The following is an 18,403-nucleotide window of genomic DNA, read 5'->3' as shown; positions in this document are numbered from 1 at the left end:
GTGCGCTCCACGGGTCGGGATCGCGTCAAGATCGACGCAGTCCCACCCGGCGACTACCCGGAAAAGGCCGAATAAACGTCACGTAAAGAACAAATCGATCTGATAGGCCTGCCCGAGCCCGGTACTTGCCCGGTCCGCCACCTTGAAGCTCACAAAGCGGGGAGCGCGCACGTTACGGCGCACTTGGGCCGGCGACGGGATTACGACGGAGCGAGACGCGTCCCGCTCCTGCGGGGCGACCTGGTTGCCCGCCCCTCTTGCCGCGGGTGCGCTGCGCAGCCGCGGCAAGAGGGGCGGGCCTGTCTCGAACGCGATGCCGTGCGAGAGGCGCGTACGGGCCGCTCAGGAAGTCCGCTCAGGAAGTCTGTAGTACGACTCGGGACCCCTTCGCCGGGGTCAGAGTTCGGCGGCCCGGTAGACGAGGCAGGACTGGTTGTCGGCGAGGGCGGGAGCGGAGTAGGTCCTGGGCGATGCGGCGACCAGTGCGGGGCCGCTCCAGCCGAGGTTCGGGTCGGCCCGGCCGGCGTCGATGGTGGCGCTGCTGATGTAGATCTTGTTGTCGTCACCGCGGGTGGCGCAGTGCAGGGTGTTGCCGCTCGCGGCCAGAGCCGGCGCGGCTGGGGTGCGCTGGTGGGTGGCGATGGTTTGACCCCATCCCGAGCTGGTGTTGACCGTGCTGTAGACCCAGCCGTCCGCCGCGTGACGGTAGGCGAGGTGGAGCACGCCGGGAGTGGTGGCGAACGCGGGGGTCAATGCGCTCAAGGCATTGGGCACGGGCGTGAACTGTGTCCAAGAGGTGGCGGCAGAGTTCAACGAGTAGGTGTAGCAGACGATGCCCAAAAAGCTGAAGACGCAGTGCAGGACGTTGTCGCGGGAGCCCAGGGCAGGCCCGGTACTGGCCATGCCGGGCGCCTGGACCTGGTCGGACCAGTCGGTGCCGTTGGCGGAGGACAGGATCTGCAGTTCGTTGCCCATGCCGGTGTATGCCAGGTAGAGCTTGCCCATGTGGGCGGCGAGGGCAGGGCTGTAGTGCGTCCGGAGCTAGACGATGGGCGCGAACGGGCTCCACCGGCCGGCCGCGTCCCGGCGGCTGAGGTGGATCCGGTTGTCCAGGGTGCGCACCGCGCAGTACAGGGTGGTGCCGACCATGGCCAGGGCGGGCGCGTCAGCGGTCGTCCCGGCGGGCCATGGCTGGGTGGGCGCACTCCAGGCGCTCCCGGCCCTGGTGAGGAGAGCGACCTTGTCGGAGACGTTGATGCGGGCGTACAGGTCGTTCGCGCCCTCCTGCCTGGAGGGGTCCTCGAAGGGGCCCACTTTGTAGACGGTGGCGGACATACGTTGCAGGGCCGCGCGGTCGTAGGTGAAGACATGTCCGGCGACCCAGTCGTCCGCCGCGGCCTGGATGAGCGCGTACGCGAGCTCGGCGAACATGCCCGACATCGCGGAATAGTGCTCGGAAGCCTGCCAGTCACCCAGGGGCATCAGGGCCAGCTTCTCGGCGGTGGTGCGCAGCTCCGTGGTCATCTCGTCGAGCATGCGACGCACGGTCTCCTGGCTGCCGTGGTCCTTCTCCCAGCACTCGATGTGGACGATCAGCGCGTTCTTCACCAGCCCGTCGAAGACGGTGGTGTCCGGGCCGAAGGAGTGGGTCTCGCCCTTGTCGACGTCCCCGAACACGCGGGTCACACTCGTCTTGCGGGTGCCCTCGTCGGCCGCGGCGCAGGCGGCCCAGTAGAACTCGTCCGAACCGCTGAATTCGTTCGACTCCCGGTAGCACCAGAAGTGGGTCAGGTCCATCCGGGCGCGGATCGCGGGCGCATCCGCCGCGACAGCCGGTTCCTCCGAGGCGGTCATCACGGTCGAGCCCCACCCGTGGGCGGCGGCCGCCCGGGCGAACTCCTCATCCGTGCGGGACCCGGGGGGCTCGTTGCCCTCGGCGGCGTCCAGGTCGATGACCCGCACATTCGGCTGGGCGGCGATCTCCGCGGCCAGAGCGGGCAGATCCCGCGCCAGGTCCTCCTCCCCGTACCCCTCACTCACCGGGCGCAGCGCCAGGCAGTCGGGGAACAGGTGCGAGCGGCCGGCTTCCTCTTCGGTGTAGACCCGGCCGAATTCCCCCACCTCCTCCTCATCGGGAAGGGCCGCGCCCAATGTCCGTACCAGCCGGGCCTCCAGAGAGGTCAGCTCCAGGCCCGCCGCCTGACGGGCGGCGCCGTGCAAGGCGACCCCGTACAACAGCCGTGCGCCCTTCGACGAGGGCTTCCGCCCTCCGGACGCCGTGGCAACACCTTGCAGTTGCTCCCGCAGATGTGTCACACGCTCTTTCGACGTAACCAGCCTTTCCGTCACAGATGACCCCAATCGGATAAGAACCACATAGATTTAGCAAAGCCTTCCATGCAGGTCACTCAGAGCGGAAGCGTGATTACAGACAGCAAATCACCCGTGGCTGGAACTCGGGCCTGCATGGGGGCGTGCGGGGGGTCCGACGCCGCTCTCGTGGAACCAGTTGTGGTGGATCGTGATGTCGGCGGTGGTGTTGGGCGTCCAGCCGATGCCGAACGCCTTGTTGTGGGTCCGCAGCCGGTTCCAGGACACCGTCAGGTATGTCGTGTCCTTACGGCTGTCGATCAGGCCATCGGCCATGTGGCTCAGATCGTTGTGGTCGATCCACACGTGGTGGGCGCCATCCATCTGGATCGCGTCGAAGTCGTCTACCTTGTCGCTCCAGCGGTCCTGGTAGGAGTCGCGGATCGTCAGGTTGCGGATGATGACGTTGTGCACGCCCTGGCCGAGGAAGAACCCGCCGCCGACGATGTGGCCCGAGGTCCCCGAGCCGACGATCGTCTTGTCCGAGGCGACCTTGATCTCCTTGCCCTTGGGATTCATGGTGATCTCCGCCGCCACGACGATGACGTACGGCTTCGTCGCGGTGGCGTACTTCTCCAGGTCGGCGAGGGTCTTCACGGTGACGGTCTCGCCGTCCCGCCCGCCGTACGTGCCCCTCTGGCCCATCGCGTTGACGGAGGCAAATCCATCGGCGACGTCGCTCGCCCAGGTCACCGCCTTCGCCGCCGACGCCTTCGGCTGGGCGTCCTCGCCGAACAACCCTGCCGCTCCGCCGTACGCCATACCAGCCGCCAGGACCACCGCCGTGGGGATCCCCACCGCCATGCGGAGCCCGCGCCTGCGGTGCCGCGCCTTGTACTGGATCGTTTCCATCGTCTTGCCCGCCTTGGTGACCGAACTCGAAATCATTGCCTCGGCTAGTTGCCACTGCGGGCGGAAAGGTTGCCGTCGGTTGCGCATCGGTCGGGAAAAACCACTGCTGTCGTGCACGGGCGGACAACGAGTCGCCGTCCTGCAGAAATCCCGCACCACCCGTTGAAGAGCATCGGTCCACCGGGGGAGGGCGTCGGCGGGGAAACGCTGTGCGGCAGTCGAACAGCTCACCTGCCAACGGCATCATGCTGAAGTGGGTGGCCGGTCGGCGGGAGCCTGCCGCTGGCCCCTTGGGGGCGGGGTCGGCTTACGTGGCGGCTGTCAGGCCTTGCTTGGCGGCGGAGGCGATGTGATGGCGGGTTATCCGAGCACACTCGTGCCAGAACGGCACGGCCGTCAGGTAGGCGCCCAGTACGGAGAGGATGCCGATGGAGACGTCTACGCTCAGGCGCCCTTGTCTGGTCCAGTAGACGTCTTGCAGATCGAGGAGCAGGGCGAATTCGTCGGCGATGAGTGCGGTTCCTGCGCCGTAGGCGGTGGCGACCGCGGGGTGGCCTACGGCACGTTCGTCGCCACGCACGGCGACAAGGCCGACGCCGGCGAGGGTAGCGATGCCGATGTTGTAGTGGTGCAGGTGCCTGCCTCCGGCGGAGATGTTCCCCCAGGGCAGCCAGCCGCCGCGAATGCCGTGGGTGATGATTCGCACGGTTCCCCATGTGACGCCGAAGGCGATCCACGTCACGATCAACGACCTCTTCGTGGGGGTGAGGTGCTGATCGGCCGATTGGCGCCAGCGTGCGATGAGGCGTGTCTGGGGCTGGCCCTTCTGCGGGAAGGTGTCAGTGATCACGAGTGTGGCTCCTCTCGGGCTGGGAGTGAACGATCTCCCGCGTTCTGCCGAACGGCCTTACGTGTGCGGAACACAAGACGGCGCTGCCGCGGCGACGGCGTCCGTGCAACCGCGTCAGTACTCCTCGCAGTTCCGCACGTCCTCCGGCAGCGGAGCAGCCTGCTTGGTCAGCGTCCGACGGCACAGGGTGTTGCCCTTGCGGTCTACGGCGTGCCACAGGATCCGGGCACCGGCTTCCACGTGTTCGGCGTACATCCTGTACATCAGTCACCTCCCACTCGGGACGCTGTACCGGACCAGTTCAACAGAAGGCGATGGCATGCAAGGCAGCCACTTAAACGCCCCAAACGGATGAATTATGTGGCCGGGGTAGTCCGCTCGAACACTCGGGACTCGCGGAGGCCTGAGAAATGCGCGTTCGGTCCCTGTGGCAGCACGCAAATGAGGCAGTGATCTGAGAGCCATGTGCCTCATCGATGATTTCCCCGCCTACACGATGGGCCGGGCCGCCGAGAGGCCCGGCACCACCCAGGGCTTCCTCCGTGCGATCGGCGAGGCGCGCCTGATCACTCCGCTCCGTCGGCAGCCACCGGCGCTACTGCCGCCAGCAGCTACGGATCGAGGCCCGCGCCCGCGAACTCGTCGGCCACGGGACCCCGCTCGAGGCGGCCTGCCGGATCGTCATCCTCGAGGACCAGCTGGAACAGGGCCAGCGCATCAATGGACACCGTCGTGCCGTCGGTCCGGCGATCTCACCGGCCGCGGCCTGAGACGGTACGCGCCCGGCGGGCACCTAAGGGTCCCCTGCGCGTACGCTGTTGAGTGCGGCGTACGGTCGTTTCACGTGGTGACGGGGTGTGCTGGCGTGTAGCGTCGGGTCCAAGCTGTCGTGGTTCGGAAGTTCCCTTTTGCCCACGCTTTCGGCGTGGGTGTTTTGCTGTGCTGTGCCGCAGGAACCAGGACGACTACCTCCGCCTTCCGCGCGTTGCGGGAGGCGTTCATCGGCTGGAAGGCATGGATATGGCTACGGGAACTGTGAAGTGGTTCAACGCGGAGAAGGGCTTCGGCTTCATCGCCCAGGAGGGCGGTGGCCCGGACGTCTTCGCCCATTACTCCGCGATCAACTCCTCAGGCTTCCGCGAGCTCCAGGAGGGCCAGACCGTGACGTTCGACGTCACCCAGGGCCAGAAGGGCCCCCAGGCCGAGAACATCAGCCTGGCCTGACCGGACCGCGGGCACTGCAACCGCCCTGCCCTTCTTCTGCCACTCCGGCGAGTTCATGCTGAGCGCCGCCGCCGCGCCCGCCCAGGGCACGGGCCACTGGCTGTGACCGTGCGTGGGGCGGGAACCGCCCGGCCGGCATGACGGCCGGGGTCCGGCCGTCATGCCGGACCCCGGCCGCCCCGGTTGAGCGTCAGCACTCCTGTGAGTACGCGAGGGGTCAACAGCGCCCGGCAGCATGAAGTCCTGGTCCCGAGGGCGAACCAGGCCCTTCGGCAGCACAGTCAACCGGGAGTTGTGGACGCGGCTCCGATGCCGGGCGGGAATCGCAGCCGCGGACGGCACGGGCCCGACGTGGGGGGTCCAGGCAGGCCAGTGCATGCGTCGCCGTCTCAACGTCCCCCATGCCTGCGAGACACGTTCGGCGTCAACACCGAGCGCCTCGGCGCGTTCGGCCTCCACATCGGCTCCGGAGTGCTGCCGGCCGCCGCGATCAGCCCGCGCAGGATCTCCCGCCGGGGGCCGATGCGGGTCAGCGGGTGGTGTAGCCGCCGTTGAGGAAGATCGTCTGGCCGTTGGCCCACCAGCCGTCGGTCAGCAGGTGGCGGATCCACGGCACGATGTCATCGATCTTGGTGAGGTCGCCGTTCATCGCGGACGACTTGTGGTAGGCGACGGAGTCGTCGTCCTCGGCGGGGTAGAAGAACGAGGTGTCCATCGGCCCGGGAGCGATGTTATTGATCGAGATGTTCCGGCCGAACAGCTCCTTCGACAGGGCACGGGTGAAGTGCTCGACCGGGGCCTTGCTGCCCGCGTACGAGGAGTACAGGCCCGTGTAGGCGGCCAGCAGCGAGGTGACGATCGTGATGATCTTCCCCCCGTCCTCGATCCGGCGCGCTGCCTCGCGCATCACGAAGAACGCGGCCTTGGAGTTGACCGCGAACATGCGGTCGTACTCCTCCTCCGTGATCTCGGTGAGCAGCTTCTTCAGCACCATGCCGGCGGTGTTGATGCTGTAGTCGAGCCGGCCGAACCGGTTCACGACCTCGTCGAAGACCCGCTCCACCTCGGCCACCCGGGTCAGGTCGCCCTGGATCGCGAACGCCTCGCCCGGACCCTTGTTGATCTGCGCGACCACATCCTCGGCCTTGGCCCGGGAGGAGTCGCTGTTGTAGTGCACCGCGACCAGGGCGCCTTCCGCGCCCAGCGTGGTGCTGATGAGCCCGCCGAGGTTGCGGGACGCGCCGCCGACGAAGGCGACCTTGCCGTTGAGCGTCTTGTCCGGGGTGTTGACCATGACGGCCCTCCTGCGGTGTTCCGAACGGGGACGGCACGGCTCCGGCGGACACCGAAGGCCATGCCATGTCCCACAGACTCACACCGGTAGGGGTCACGCATCTTGAACGATCCGATCACCGGTGGAACAAACCGCTCACGACGTCCGGCGCGGCCGGCTGCCGGTCAGCGTCGTCCGCCGTCGCCGTCCCGCAGTATGCGCGGGGTGGTCCCCTCGTTGCGCCGCATCATCCGTGTCAGATGGCTCTGGTCGGCGAAGCCCGCCTCCGTGGCGATCTCCGCGATCGGCCTGTCGGTCCGCATCAGCTCCCGCCGCGCGTGCTCGAGGCGCTGCTGCATCAGGTACTGGTGCGGGGACTGACCCGTCGACGCCTTGAAGGCCCGGGTGAACTGGGACTCGCTCACTCCCGCCACCGCCGCGAGATCCGCCAGCGTGACCCGCTGGGAAAGACTGGCGTGCAGGAAGTCCACGACCGCGGCCAGCCGGCGCGGTGACAGCCCACCCTCACGCACCGGGACGCTGCCACCCCGCCCGCGGCGCAGGATCACCGCCGCGGCGGCCTGCACGAGCGACTGCGCATGCAACGTGTCCGCCGGGCCGGGACCGGCGTACTCGGCCACGAGCCTCTCCAGCAGCATCTTCAGCAGCGGATCGGTGAAATGGAACCGCGGGACTGGAGCGTGTCTCTTTGGTCGGCTGGTCAGTTGATCGGATGTGTCTGTCCGGTTAGTGATCACTGATGCGATGTGGGACCGGATCGAGCCGCTGATGCCAGCCGATCCAGTCCGCGGCCGGCGGTGGGCCAACCACCGCCGAACCCTGGAGGCCATCGCGTGGAAGTACCGCACCTGCTCGCCCTGGCGGGACCTGCCCGACGAGCTCGGCCCGTTCCAGACCGCCCACAAACGGCTGATCAGGTGGGCCAGGGACGGCACCTGGGAACGCATCCTTGCCGCGGTCCTGGCAGCTGCCGACGACGCTGACGACATCGGCTGGACCGTATCGGTGGACTCCACCGTCTGCCGAGCCCACCAGCACGCCGCCGGGGCCAGGGAAAAGGGGCTCCAGGCCGAGCCGAGCCCGACGATCATGCACTCGGACGCTCCCGCGGCGGCCTGAGTACAAAGGTCCACTCGCCAGCGACGCCCATACACGACCCCTGGCCCTTCGTATCACCGCAGGCCAGGGGGCGACGCCCCAGCCTTCGACGCTGTCATGGCCGCCATCCGTGTTCCGCGAAGCGGCCCCGGAAGACCGAGGACCCGACCCGATGCCGTCCTGGCGGACCGTGCGTACTCATCTCGCGCGATCCGGAGTCACCTCCGCCGACGCGGAATCCGCGCTGTCATCCCCCAGCCCTCCGACCAGATCGGCCACCGTCTGCGTCGAGGCCGCGCCGGAGGCCGACCGCCCGCCTTCGACGCGGAGGCATACAAACAGTGCAATACGGTCGAACGCTGTATCAACCGGCTCAAGCAATGGCGCGGCCTGGCCTGCGAACGGACAAACTCGCCATCGCCTACCAGGCCGCACTCCACGTTGCGGCCATCCTCATCTGGACTCGGTCTTGAGCGGCGAGGAACCTACCCGGAGGCGCTCGCCAGCCATCCGGTGGCGCTCACGACCTCGCGCGCTATGTCGACCACGGTCCGTCCGTCGGTCGCCACCCGCACCGTGTCCGGGGGCATCTGCTCATCCAGAATCCGCGCTTTGCGGGCGCTGCCCTCCAACTCCTGCTCCAGCTCCGAGCCCAGTTCCCGGCCGGTCAGCCGCTCACGGGCGGTGGCGTCGGACGCGGTGAGCACCACCCGCACGATCCTGACATTCGCACCCATGGCGCGTAGGAACATGCCCTCGCTCTCGGCCAGGACGCTCACCGTGTGCGTGTAGATCAGGCGGCGGTACCCGAGCTCGGCATAGTTCGACCAGAGCGCCGTCAGATTGCGCTCGGCAATCTTCCTACGGCGCGGGTCCCCCTCCGGGGCGGGATGGGCCTGGCCCATGAAGTCGCCTTCGATCACACAGTGAGCAACCGTCGCAGCACGCAAACGTGCCGAGACCTCCCACCCCACCGTCGTCTTGCCGACGCCGGCACGCCCTCCGATGAGCAATACCTCTGCTTGATCCATAACGGCACCCTGCCACCGAGCAGTCGAGCCGCGCGAACCAGATGCGCACGGACCAGGGAGACAGGCCCTAGGCGCCGGCCTCAGTCCTTTCAGGGGTGCCGCTCGGGACCTGGTGGACGAGCTGATCGGCGGTCGCCGTCAGGGCCGCTTGCGCTTGTGCGGTGCGTGAACAGAATCAGGGCATGCAGATCCTGTCCTTCCCGGAAGAAGCCACTCCGTCCGAGCTGCGCTTCCAGGTGCTGGAGATCCAGCATCAGGCGTGGCCGTCCGATGGCGACGGCCCTTCACGGGGTGCGCTGACCCACGACCCGGAGCTGAGGCCGTTGTCGATGCTCCTCGTGGACGGTGGCAGTGTGCTCGCCGCGCTGGACATTCTGTCCAAGGAGATCGTCCATGCTGGTCAGCGTTACGCCGCCGGTGGGTTGAGCACGATGGTGACGCGTCGCGAGGCACGCGGTTGTGGGCATGGGCGGCGCCTGGCGGCAGCGGCCCGGGAAACGATGATCGCCCGGAACCTGGACCTGGGACTGTTCACTTGCGACCGCCCGCTCCAGGCGTTCTATGAGAGCGCGGGCTGGCACCTTCTTCCGGGCACGGTGCTGGTCGGAGGAACGCCACAGGCTCCCTTCCCCAGCGATCAGCCCGGTTTCGACAAGGTCACCATGGCGGGCTTCTTCTCGGCCGTGAGCAGGCACGCGCAGGCGTCGTTCCGGCACACCCGCATCGAGCTGTATCCAGGGGAGAATGACAGGCTCTGGTGACTGCGGCACAGATCGTCTGCGGCCGACGAGCCGGGGCCGGTGCAGAGCCCTGACTCGCCGGTGGACGGCAGTCGGGATTTGCGGTGCCTCTCCATGGTCTGGGCGAGCCGGAACGAGTCGGTGCCGGTCTCGATGATGTGCGCGTCGAAGGTCACCAGGTCCACGGTCGCCGCGCAAGGCCGGGGGTCGGTGAAGGTCTGCTCCCACTCGGAGAACGGGGCGTTCGAGATCGTCACCCGCCGCCGCACCGACCTCGTCCGCGACCGGGCCCCGGGCTGGGGCTGGGTCTCCTGTGGGAACGTCACCGCACCCTGCTGACGGCCCCGCCTTCACCGGCCGTGACCGACCCTCTGATGAATCGTTTATCCATATCGTCGCGTCAGTGCACGACCGCCCCCCTTGTGGTGGCCGCGGCTCCTGGCCCCGGGACACCCCCCTGCCCCGGGGCCTCGCCGTAGCCGCCTACCCATTCCATGTCGGATCCGGTTCACGGAGGGGGCAGTGACGGAAATTGCCGGGCGGCGGTTGAGAGTCAGGTGGCGGGTGAGCCCAGTGTGCTGCCCAGGGGCTGGACGGTCTCGGCAGCGTGGATGATGCGGTCCACGTCCTGGTCGGTGAGGTCGCAGTGCAAGGAGAGCCGTGGTGCGGTGCGGTTGTGGGGGGCGAGGGGACAGAAGACGGATCCGAACACGTCGTGTTCTTCCATGATGTCGCGTACCTGGATGACGGCTTCGTCCGGACCGGCAGGCACCGACACGATGTGGCACCCGAACCCCGCAGGTCGTATCCGATGCCCGTAAGGCCTTCCCGCACGGTTGCCGCTACCTCCTGCAGACGGGTGCGGCGCCATTCGTCCTCCCGGACGACGTCCAGGGTGGAGGCGATCTGTACCAGGTCGGACGGCACCAGGGTGGAGGCGAAGACGGCCGGGTAGGAGGTCGTCTTGAAGTACTCGACGAACTCCTCGTCCGGGCAGGTGATGTAGCCGGCCCGTTTCGCGAACGCCTCCGGGCCTGGTGGCGGAGGTCAGCGCGGACCGCGCCATCGACCACGGCGGCCGGGGGAGCGGGGTACCGCAGGCCCGTCGGGCGCTGGGGCGGAGCGTGGGCCGGCTCGGCGGGGAGGCCGCGCCGACGGGCAGCCGTCGGCGCGGCCGCCCTACCGCCCTTCAGCAGACGGCTTGGGCGATGTGCACAATCTCCTCACCCTCCGCCAGGCCACCCACCACACCAGCGCGCAGCAGACTGCCGCCGACGTCGCCAAGGCCATCCACGGCCGCATCACGGATGTGGAGGAGATGAGCGACACCTTCCGCACTCGCCGACAGGAGGCCGAGGCCCTCCCGGACGGACTGCTGACGCACCTGGCCTGCCTACGTGAGTGAATGCCGGGTCAGTACCAATGGCCGGCGGGTCATCGGACGGCAGCGCACCGGGGAGTGACGGCCGTGGCTACCGAACCGGACCCCAGTGGGGCATACCGCGCCCTGTTCCAACAGCACGCGGACGCGCTGAGCCTCTGTCTGAGGCTGGCCTTCCTGCGTACCTTCGCCATCCCCTCCATCGCTCTTGAGTGCCTGGTCCGCCTCCTCCTCAGGCAGGTCCTGCGTGTGGGCGCGCGCGAAGGCCTCGTCGCTGTGGCAGACCACGTGGTCCCGGGTGCGGATCGCTTTGGCGTTGCCGGTCTGGAGCGACAGCGTGCCCGCGCATTCGCCGGCCTTGCTGATCGGCAGGTTCAGATGTGTGGGTACGCCCTCGGTCATCGTCTTCCCCCTGAGGGTGAACGGGGACGCGCCGCGCAGTGCGGGTACGGACTCGTTCAGCACCTCGGAGGCCGGATGGAAGGAGGACGCCTCGGTCGGCTTGGGCAGGCGTCCGGTGAGCCCCAGTGCCGCGGCACCGGCGACGGCGGCGGCGGCGGTCAGGCGGTGAGCGGTGCGCACGGGGACTCTCGTCAAGGGCAGCGGGTCGGAAGGAGACTACGGGACCGCCCGGCGGCGGACCCGGGGCGGGGTGCGGCCTTTCGGTGCGGGCCCCGGGCGGGCGCAACGGGCGTCGTGCCCCGGACACGCGGCAACCTTTCCACCCGCGGTGACAACTGGCAGGTGTACAACCCACAACCCATCCCCCAAGGACAGTGAACAATGGAAACCACGCAGCCCAAGGCACGGCACCGCAGGCGCAGGCTCGGCCTGACCGTCGGCATCCCGTTGGCGACGGCCACCGCAGTGGGCATGTCGTACGGCGGAGCCTTCGGAGTGTTCGGCGAGGACGCCCGGCCGACGGCCGCAGCCGCCACCACGGGTCCGGCCTGGGCCCGTGAGGTCGCGGACGGCTTCGCCTCGGTCAACGCGCTGGGACAGAACGGCACCTACGGCGGCCGGGACGGCGCGATCGTCACCGTGAAGACCCTTGCCGACCTGGAGAAGTACGCGACCGCCCCGAAGCCGTACGTCATCGTCGTGGCGGGCACGATCACCATGAACCCCAAGGGCAGGGAGATCAAGGTCGCCTCGGACAAGACCATCGTCGGCGCAGGCACCTCGGGACACATCGTCGGCGGAGGGTTCTTCCTGGGCCAGGGCGTCCACAACGTGATCATCAGGAACCTGACAATCCGTGACTCCTACGCCGGCACGTGGAACGACAAGGACCACGACTGGGACGCCATCCAGATGGACGGCGCCCACCACGTGTGGATCGACCACAACAACCTGCGGAACATGGCCGACGGACTGATCGACAGCCGCAAGGACACCACATACCTGACGGTGTCCTGGAACCAGCTGAAGAACGGGAACAAGGCCTTCGGCATCGGCTGGACCGACCACGTCACCGCCGACATCACGATCCACCACAACTGGTTCCACGAGACCGAGCAGCGCAACCCGTCGACGGACAACGTGGCGCACGCCCACCTCTACAACAACTTCCTGCAGGACGACCCGGACTCGTCCATCACCTCCTCCTACGGCAACTACGCGCGCGGCGGGACGAAGATGGTGCTGGAGAACAGCTACTTCGAGGGGATGAACAACCCGGTCATCAAGGACGGCACGGCCGCTCTCGTGCAGCGCGGCAATGTCTTTGTGGACACCACCGGCCGCAACGAGAGCGGTGGCACGGCCTTCGACCCCACGACCTACTACCGCTACACCCTCGACGCCGCCGCCGACGTCCCCTCGAAGGTGAAGTCCGGCGCCGGCCCCCGCCCCGCCTTCGGCAGGGCGGCGACGACCCCCTCCGCTGCGGCCGCGACCACCCTGACCGTGGCCAAAGACGGATCCGGCACGTACAAGACGGTCCAGGCCGCGGTGGACGCCGTACCCGCCGGCAATCCCTCCCGCGTGGTCATCTCGGTCAAGCCGGGCACGTACCGCGAGACGGTGGACGTTCCGGCGAGCAAGCCGCACATCACCATCCAGGGCTCGGGCACGAGCCGCAAGGACACGGTGATCGTGTACGGCAACGCGGCCGGCACGCGGAAGCCGGATGGTTCGGGCACGTACGGCACACCGGGCAGCGCCACGGTCGCCGTCCGGTCGGACGACTCCCAGCTACGCAACCTCAGCGTCTCCAACGACTTCGACGAGGCCGCGAACCAGTCCCTGAACGGCCACCAGGCAGTCGCCGTGCTCACGGCTGCGGACAGGATCGTGCTGGACGGCGTCATCGTCACCGGCGACCAGGACACCCTGGAGATGGAAACCGCGGCGCCGGACAAGCCCGGCCGCGTCTACGTCACCAACTCCTACGTCGTCGGCAACGTCGACTTCATCTTCGGCCGTGCCACCGCGGTGATCGACCAGTCGGTCATCACCCTCAAGAAGCGCTGGAACGGTACCTCGGCCGGCTACATCACCGCCCCGAGCACCCCGGCGGGCCGCAACGGCATCCTCATCAACCGCTCCACGGTCAACGGAGATGTGGCCGCGTCCTCCTTCCACCTCGGCCGGAACTGGCATCCCGGTGGCGACAAGACGGTCGACCCCCAGGCCACCATCCGCAACTCCAACCTCAGCGCCGCGATCAAGGGCACGCCCTGGACCGACATGGGCGGCTTCGCGTGGAAGGACGACCGCTTCGCCGAGTACATGAACACCGGCCCGGGCGCCGGTCCGAAGAGCGCCGAGCGGCCCCACCTGACCGACGCTCAGGCCGCATCCCACGAGGTCTCGCAGTGGCTGGGCGGCTGGACCCCGTAGATCGGCGGGAGAAGGGGGCCGGGGGGCGCGCAGCTCCCGGGCCCCGGATCCGCGGGCAGGCCTGAGGCGGCTGCAGCCGCCGTCATTCCGGGAGTTGCAGGACGCGGGCCGGTGCCCAGGGCGAAGCATGCCTCTGGCGTGCCCGTAAAGGCTTTTGCTTCTGGGGCGTGGCCCCGGGTGCACGATCCCCGCCCGCCGCCCTACGGGCGAATCGCCGGGCGCCTTCGACGCGTTCACCGGCGATTCGGTCCGCTGGCGCGCACCCGGGTAGGTCAGGCGGGCGTCGTTCGAGACTGGGGCCTGCGATATCCAGCTGGACAACCGGGTACGACCGGATCGGAACGGAATGAACGCCAGGCGTCGCCGTAGGTCAGGCCCGGTGGCAAAGAAGGAGTTGTGACGCCTCCAATGAGGCGACGGCCTGGGCCAAGACGCGCCACCCGGAGGGTGGTTCGACGCGCAGTGTGGGGAGGATGATTGCCCGTCGCACTGCGTTTGCTTCGAAGCGCTCGACCCCCTTGCCTGCCGGAGCATGCCAACTGCCGCCTCGCCCCACCGGGGTGACAGCGTCCGACCGTAGGGAGACACGGATGGAGCGTGCGGCGATGCGGTCACGCAGGCCACAGCTGCTGGGTGTGGGAGTCATGACGCTCCTCCTCGGCCTGGTCGCCGCCCCCACCGCGCAGGCGGCCCCGGCACCGGCTCCCGAGCAGTGCACCGACAGCTGGGACGGCAAGACGTACTGGGCCAAGCACCCGGCCCGCCGCAACAGCGGCTATGCGCGGACCTGAGCAATGCTCAGGACCCGGGGATCGGCCTCGGGTTTGGGACGTGAAAGGGCGCACCTTCCCGAGTGATCGATCGGTCACCGAGTAGGCCCGCGCTGCGAACGCGGGTCGGGGAGGCACGCCCGTGCTCAGCGTAGTCAACGAAGACGGCACCACCGAGCCCGGTTCCCTGATCGACGAGATCGTCCGTGAGGGTGCGAGGCGGATGCTGGCCGCCGCGTTGGAGGCCGGGGTTGACCAGTACATAGCCGAGCTCGCCGGCCAGCGCGACGAGCAGGGCCGGCGTCTGGTGGTCCGCAACGGCCGTCACCACCCGCGGACGGTGACCACGGCCGCCGGGGCCGTCGAGGTCGCCGCGCCGCGCGTCAACGACAAGCGCGTCGACGAGGTGCCCGGTGAGCGGATGAGGTTCTCCTCGAAGATCCTGGCGCCGTGGTGCCGAAAGTTCCCGAAGATCAGCGAGGTGCTGCCCCTGCTCAATCTCCACGGCCTGTCGTCGGGCGATTTCGTGCCGGCGATGGAGCAGTTCGGGGGTTCCTCGGCTGGACTGTTGCCAGCTACGGTCACCCGGCTGACGAAGCAGTGGACCACCGATCACGCCCCCTTCCAGCGGCGTGACCTGGCCGAATCCGACTACGTCTACGTGTGGGCCGACGGCGTCCACCCCAAGATCCGCCTGTCCGAGACGCACTCCTGCCTCCTGGTTTTGATGGGTGTGCGGGTGGACGGCACCAAGGAACTGATCGCGATAGCCGAGGGCCTGCGTGAGTCCACCGAGTCCTGGGCCGATCTCCTGCGGGACTCTCGCCGGCGCGGGATGCGCGACCCGATGCTCGTGGTCGGCGACGGCGCGATGGGGGGTGTGGAGGGCATTGGCGGAGGTGTTTCCGCGGGCCAGGCACCAGAAGTGCTGGGTCCACAAGACCAGGAACGTCATGAACGCACTGCCGAAGTCCGCCCAGCCCGGAGCGAAGAGGCCCTGCAAGAGATCTACAAGGCCGAGGACCTCGACCACGCCTGGAAGGCGATCACCGCGTTCGACAAGGCATACGGGGTGAAGTGGCCCAAGGCGGTGAAGAAGATCACCGGCGAGGTCGACGAGCTGCTGGCGTTCTACGACTTCCCCGCCCAGCACTGGGTCCATCTGAGGACCACGAATCCGATCGAGTCGACCTTCAGCACCGTGAAGCTACGGACCAAGGTCACCCGCGGCGCCGGCAACCCGGCAGCGGCCCTCGCGATGGGCTTGAACCTCGTGGAATCCGCCCAGGCCCGCTGGAGAGCGGTCACCGCACCTCACCTCGTCGCGCTCGTCCGAGCCGGCGCCCACTTCGAGAACGGTCACTTGTCGAACGCTCCGAGGGCCTCGCAGCATGATCCACCTCAGCCGACCTGCAAGTCTTGGCCATTACGCCGGCAGGTAAGTTGGTGAAATGGCAAGGTACTACCGGGATGAGCGGGCAGCGAAGCGTCAGCCCGCGTTGCTGCCAGTACGGTCGCAGGGGGTGGACGAGGGCTACCGCCTTGTAGGCCCCGGCGGCACGTTGACGCCTGTCGTGGCGCACGTCCAGTGGCTGGACCATCACCGAGCCGGACCAGATACGCACGTGATGATCTCGTTCGAAGACGGCACGAAAATCGAGTTCCCCTTCGATGCGCTCCTGGCCGCCGTCTGGCATGACGAGCAACGCGCGATCAGCGAGCTTGAGCTCAGTGCTGCCGTTCCTGCCGTATGGGGCAAGGCGGAGGAGTCCTGGGGAGCAGGGCCGTGATTGCCGAGCTGAGCCACAAGTCTTGACAATTACTCTCCACCCCCGGTGCGCCCGGACCGCCTCACATTCTTAGGGACACAGCCATACCGGGCCGGGAGGCCAGCGGCCCCGTTGCAGGACCGCGAAAAACATGACGGGGGGATGGACGGGCGGGTTCCCGCCGCGCCTCATACAGGCTCGCAGCGTCCTTAGCGCCTGGCTGTCCCGGTTTGCGCTCGCGTAGCGGGGGAGGTGCGACATACAGCCCCGTAGGGCGGCTCGGCGAGCCCGTACTGTCCGTCGGACGTTCGCAGATCCCGTCCGGGACCAGATGTCTGTGGTGACGGCCTGCTATGGGGCACGGACGGGGGCATCTTCCCGGTTCTTGTCCGTTCCCGCCCTCGGGTGCGAGATCGTCGAGGTGGACGCCGTTGACCGCGGCCCGGGGGACGGGTGCTGGAGGTGTCTGTGGAGACGGACGAGACGTGGACGTGCGATGAGTAGGGCCGGTCGCACGAGGCCGTGGCGGAGCGCTCCTCGCGGACGGATCGGTCCCCAAGCCGGTCTACTGGATGCGGTGTCGAGCGGTTCGGGCTGGGAGGTCCGTCACTGGAGTGTCTACGACGGCGGCACCACGCACCTGCCGCGACCCCGGGCATACGTCCTGCACGCGGAGTACTCCTGCGGCTGGACCGGCCCCCACCAAAACGTCGACTGGGAAGCAGCGGGCCAGCTACCGTTCCGCGAACACGGGCTGGAGGCGGCAGAGCGGTGCGAGAACGACTGGGACACGCACATCACCGCCGTGGGGGATACGACCGTTGCCTGCCCGTCGAGCTGCAGGCTGTCACCGACGCGATCGAACAACTCGCCCAGGACTCGCCCACCGCCGCCCTAAAAGCTGCCCGCACCCCTTGAACTCATCGTCCAGCGCACCGCGTACTGGCCTGCGCACGGGGCCCGTCACGAGGACCCGGAGAAGGTGGCCGCCGCCCTTGGCCTGTCGGTGGAGGCCACCCGCGGTTTCTGGGCCCGCTTCGGAGGCGGACCCCTCTACACCGCCTGACCACATACGGCAGCACTCACACCATGGCAGCCCATGGGCGGGATGTGGCCTGTACGTTGCCCGCCTGCGAGGATAAGAAACCCGTAAATATCGCGTGCATGATCGAGAAGGACCGGGGCAACCGCTGTTTCGGAGGTTGATAACTATGGTTCCCCTGCTTCTCGTTCTCCTGCTCGCTCTGATCCTTTTCGGCGCCGGCTTCGCGGTGGAGATCCTTTGGTGGGTCGCGATCGCGGTGCTGGTGCTGTGGCTCATCGGGTTCGTCGCCCGCCCCAAGGGCGGCAGCAGCCGCTGGTACCGCTGGTAGCGACACACGAACAGCGACACGACACAGCGCTTGCGGCGCTGGACAGCCCCCAGGGGGCTGTCCAGCGCCGCAGACGTGTGCGCAGTCAGCCCGACGCGATGAGCTGACGCACATGAGGTGAAGGCGCACGCCCGGGGTATGCCGGACATAACCGGGCCGGTCGTCGTGATGCAGCAGGGGACCTGCTCACCTCCAAGGATCGACGACCGTCCCGGCCCGATGACCAGGTCAACTCGCGCCCGTGCCGGCCCACGAGGAGATCAAGCGCTCGTGTGAGCCCATCCCGTGGCCGGGCGGCCAGGAGCTGCGCGGACTGGAGTGGGGTGTCGCTGCAGGCCCGGCACTCGATGCTGGAGTACCGGGCCGTGGGACGGGCTGGGATCGTCAGACTGTCTCCGACGGTGGGGAGGCAGTCGAGGCGATCGTGCGGGCGGTGGAAGCCGGTGACGACACCCTCAGCGACCGCGTGCTGACCCGGTTTACCCACATCGCGCACTTCAACGCGCTCATACACCTGCGCACCCGCCTGCACACCACGCTGCGCGCAACGACGGACGTACGCCCGAACGGCACGCCCCCCTGCCCGGTTGGGCGGTGGCCCGAGGTCGCCGACGACCAGGCCGCCCTGGACGTCTTGTGCCAGCAGATCATGGGACGGGCCAGGGCGGGTGCTCAGACCACGCTCGGTGGAGAACCTCTGGGACGTGGGGGGGGGGGGGGGGGGGGGGGGGGGCCCCCGGGGGCGGGGGGGCCCCCACCGAGGGTTAGAGCGGCGGCGGGGGCGGGGGGGGCCGCGGGGGGGGGTGT

General features: G+C 68.4%; 16 protein-coding genes and 5 pseudogenes. 10 read left to right on the top strand and 11 right to left on the bottom strand.

The window, feature by feature from the left end:
* Positions 1 to 396 precede the first annotated feature (396 nt).
* From ACFWUZ_RS35360 to ACFWUZ_RS35340, 5 genes and pseudogenes are all read right to left on the bottom strand, one after another.
* A complete protein-coding gene (locus ACFWUZ_RS35360) occupies positions 397 to 1,005 on the bottom strand; it encodes a hypothetical protein (protein ID WP_384382089.1) in 609 nt (202 codons plus the stop codon).
* A 36-nt stretch (positions 1,006 to 1,041) separates the two neighbouring features.
* The gene (locus ACFWUZ_RS35355) at positions 1,042 to 2,220 is read right to left on the bottom strand and encodes a hypothetical protein (protein WP_384382087.1); all 1,179 of its coding nucleotides are present in this window, start codon (positions 2,218 to 2,220) and stop codon (positions 1,042 to 1,044) included.
* A gap of 273 nt (positions 2,221 to 2,493) precedes the next feature.
* A pseudogene (locus tag ACFWUZ_RS35350) lies at positions 2,494 to 3,222 on the bottom strand (polysaccharide lyase family 1 protein); the annotation flags it as partial.
* 307 nt (positions 3,223 to 3,529) lie between these two features.
* Positions 3,530 to 4,072 (bottom strand): hypothetical protein, encoded by a 543-nt coding sequence (locus ACFWUZ_RS35345; RefSeq protein WP_384382085.1) that lies wholly within the window; start codon positions 4,070 to 4,072, stop codon positions 3,530 to 3,532.
* Positions 4,073 to 4,186: 114 nt separating this feature from the next.
* Entirely contained in the window at positions 4,187 to 4,336 is a 150-nt protein-coding gene (locus ACFWUZ_RS35340; protein ID WP_384382083.1) for a hypothetical protein, read from the bottom strand.
* A gap of 199 nt (positions 4,337 to 4,535) precedes the next feature.
* Here ACFWUZ_RS35340 and ACFWUZ_RS35335 point away from each other — a divergent pair.
* Together ACFWUZ_RS35335 and ACFWUZ_RS35330 are read left to right on the top strand one after the other, a co-directional pair.
* A pseudogene (locus tag ACFWUZ_RS35335) lies at positions 4,536 to 4,842 on the top strand (MerR family transcriptional regulator).
* Between the two features lie 250 nt (positions 4,843 to 5,092).
* Positions 5,093 to 5,296 carry a cold-shock protein gene (locus ACFWUZ_RS35330; protein ID WP_383926834.1) on the top strand — a complete coding sequence of 68 codons (204 nt, stop codon included), beginning with the start codon at positions 5,093 to 5,095 and terminating at the stop codon, positions 5,294 to 5,296.
* 529 nt (positions 5,297 to 5,825) lie between these two features.
* Here the strand turns inward: ACFWUZ_RS35330 and ACFWUZ_RS35325 are convergent.
* Together ACFWUZ_RS35325 and ACFWUZ_RS35320 are read right to left on the bottom strand one after the other, a co-directional pair.
* Positions 5,826 to 6,590, bottom strand: a complete 765-nt coding sequence (locus ACFWUZ_RS35325) for an SDR family oxidoreductase (RefSeq protein WP_384382081.1) — start codon at positions 6,588 to 6,590, stop codon at positions 5,826 to 5,828.
* 164 nt (positions 6,591 to 6,754) lie between these two features.
* Complete coding sequence (locus ACFWUZ_RS35320) at positions 6,755 to 7,228, bottom strand: helix-turn-helix domain-containing protein (protein ID WP_384382079.1); 474 nt, start codon at positions 7,226 to 7,228, stop codon at positions 6,755 to 6,757.
* 106 nt (positions 7,229 to 7,334) lie between these two features.
* Between ACFWUZ_RS35320 and ACFWUZ_RS35315 the strand changes: the two are divergent.
* Positions 7,335 to 8,161: pseudogene (locus tag ACFWUZ_RS35315) on the top strand (IS5 family transposase).
* 12 nt (positions 8,162 to 8,173) lie between these two features.
* Here the strand turns inward: ACFWUZ_RS35315 and ACFWUZ_RS35310 are convergent.
* Positions 8,174 to 8,719 (bottom strand): AAA family ATPase, encoded by a 546-nt coding sequence (locus ACFWUZ_RS35310; RefSeq protein ID WP_384382077.1) that lies wholly within the window; start codon positions 8,717 to 8,719, stop codon positions 8,174 to 8,176.
* A gap of 182 nt (positions 8,720 to 8,901) precedes the next feature.
* Here ACFWUZ_RS35310 and ACFWUZ_RS35305 point away from each other — a divergent pair, with 182 nt between their 5' ends.
* The gene (locus tag ACFWUZ_RS35305) at positions 8,902 to 9,480 is read left to right on the top strand and encodes a GNAT family N-acetyltransferase (protein WP_384382075.1); all 579 of its coding nucleotides are present in this window, start codon (positions 8,902 to 8,904) and stop codon (positions 9,478 to 9,480) included.
* 155 nt (positions 9,481 to 9,635) lie between these two features.
* Here ACFWUZ_RS35305 and ACFWUZ_RS35300 read toward each other — a convergent pair.
* Together ACFWUZ_RS35300 and ACFWUZ_RS35295 are read right to left on the bottom strand one after the other, a co-directional pair.
* A pseudogene (locus ACFWUZ_RS35300) lies at positions 9,636 to 9,716 on the bottom strand (hypothetical protein); the annotation flags it as partial.
* 296 nt (positions 9,717 to 10,012) lie between these two features.
* On the bottom strand, positions 10,013 to 10,231 hold the full coding sequence (locus ACFWUZ_RS35295) for a hypothetical protein (RefSeq protein ID WP_384382073.1): 219 nt from the start codon (positions 10,229 to 10,231) through the stop codon (positions 10,013 to 10,015).
* Positions 10,232 to 10,660: 429 nt separating this feature from the next.
* Between ACFWUZ_RS35295 and ACFWUZ_RS35290 the strand changes: the two genes are divergently transcribed.
* Complete coding sequence (locus ACFWUZ_RS35290) at positions 10,661 to 10,864, top strand: hypothetical protein (protein ID WP_384382071.1); 204 nt, start codon at positions 10,661 to 10,663, stop codon at positions 10,862 to 10,864.
* Here ACFWUZ_RS35290 and ACFWUZ_RS35285 read toward each other — a convergent pair.
* Positions 10,853 to 11,422 carry a hypothetical protein gene (locus ACFWUZ_RS35285; RefSeq protein WP_384382069.1) on the bottom strand — a complete coding sequence of 190 codons (570 nt, stop codon included), beginning with the start codon at positions 11,420 to 11,422 and terminating at the stop codon, positions 10,853 to 10,855. The two genes, ACFWUZ_RS35290 and ACFWUZ_RS35285, sit on opposite strands and share 12 nt — an antisense overlap.
* A gap of 201 nt (positions 11,423 to 11,623) precedes the next feature.
* Between ACFWUZ_RS35285 and ACFWUZ_RS35280 the strand changes: the two genes are divergently transcribed.
* The 5 genes and pseudogenes from ACFWUZ_RS35280 to ACFWUZ_RS35260 all read left to right on the top strand — a co-directional run bounded on the left by ACFWUZ_RS35280 (position 11,624) and on the right by ACFWUZ_RS35260 (position 17,596).
* Positions 11,624 to 13,684, top strand: a complete 2,061-nt coding sequence (locus ACFWUZ_RS35280; protein WP_384382067.1) for a pectinesterase family protein — start codon at positions 11,624 to 11,626, stop codon at positions 13,682 to 13,684.
* A gap of 605 nt (positions 13,685 to 14,289) precedes the next feature.
* Positions 14,290 to 14,475 (top strand): hypothetical protein, encoded by a 186-nt coding sequence (locus ACFWUZ_RS35275; RefSeq protein WP_384382065.1) that lies wholly within the window; start codon positions 14,290 to 14,292, stop codon positions 14,473 to 14,475.
* Between the two features lie 121 nt (positions 14,476 to 14,596).
* Positions 14,597 to 15,904, top strand: a pseudogene (locus ACFWUZ_RS35270) (IS256 family transposase).
* A gap of 73 nt (positions 15,905 to 15,977) precedes the next feature.
* On the top strand, positions 15,978 to 16,244 hold the full coding sequence (locus ACFWUZ_RS35265; RefSeq protein ID WP_384382063.1) for a hypothetical protein: 267 nt from the start codon (positions 15,978 to 15,980) through the stop codon (positions 16,242 to 16,244).
* 1,190 nt (positions 16,245 to 17,434) lie between these two features.
* Positions 17,435 to 17,596 (top strand): hydrophobic protein, encoded by a 162-nt coding sequence (locus tag ACFWUZ_RS35260; protein ID WP_384382061.1) that lies wholly within the window; start codon positions 17,435 to 17,437, stop codon positions 17,594 to 17,596.
* The last annotated feature ends 807 nt before the right edge of the window (positions 17,597 to 18,403 follow it).

The organism is Streptomyces sp. NPDC058646 (genome assembly GCF_042716875.1).
Lineage (GTDB): Bacteria > Actinomycetota > Actinomycetes > Streptomycetales > Streptomycetaceae > Streptomyces.
The sequence above is the reverse complement of the archived record's forward strand: the minus strand, read 5'-3'. Positions and strand labels throughout refer to the sequence as shown.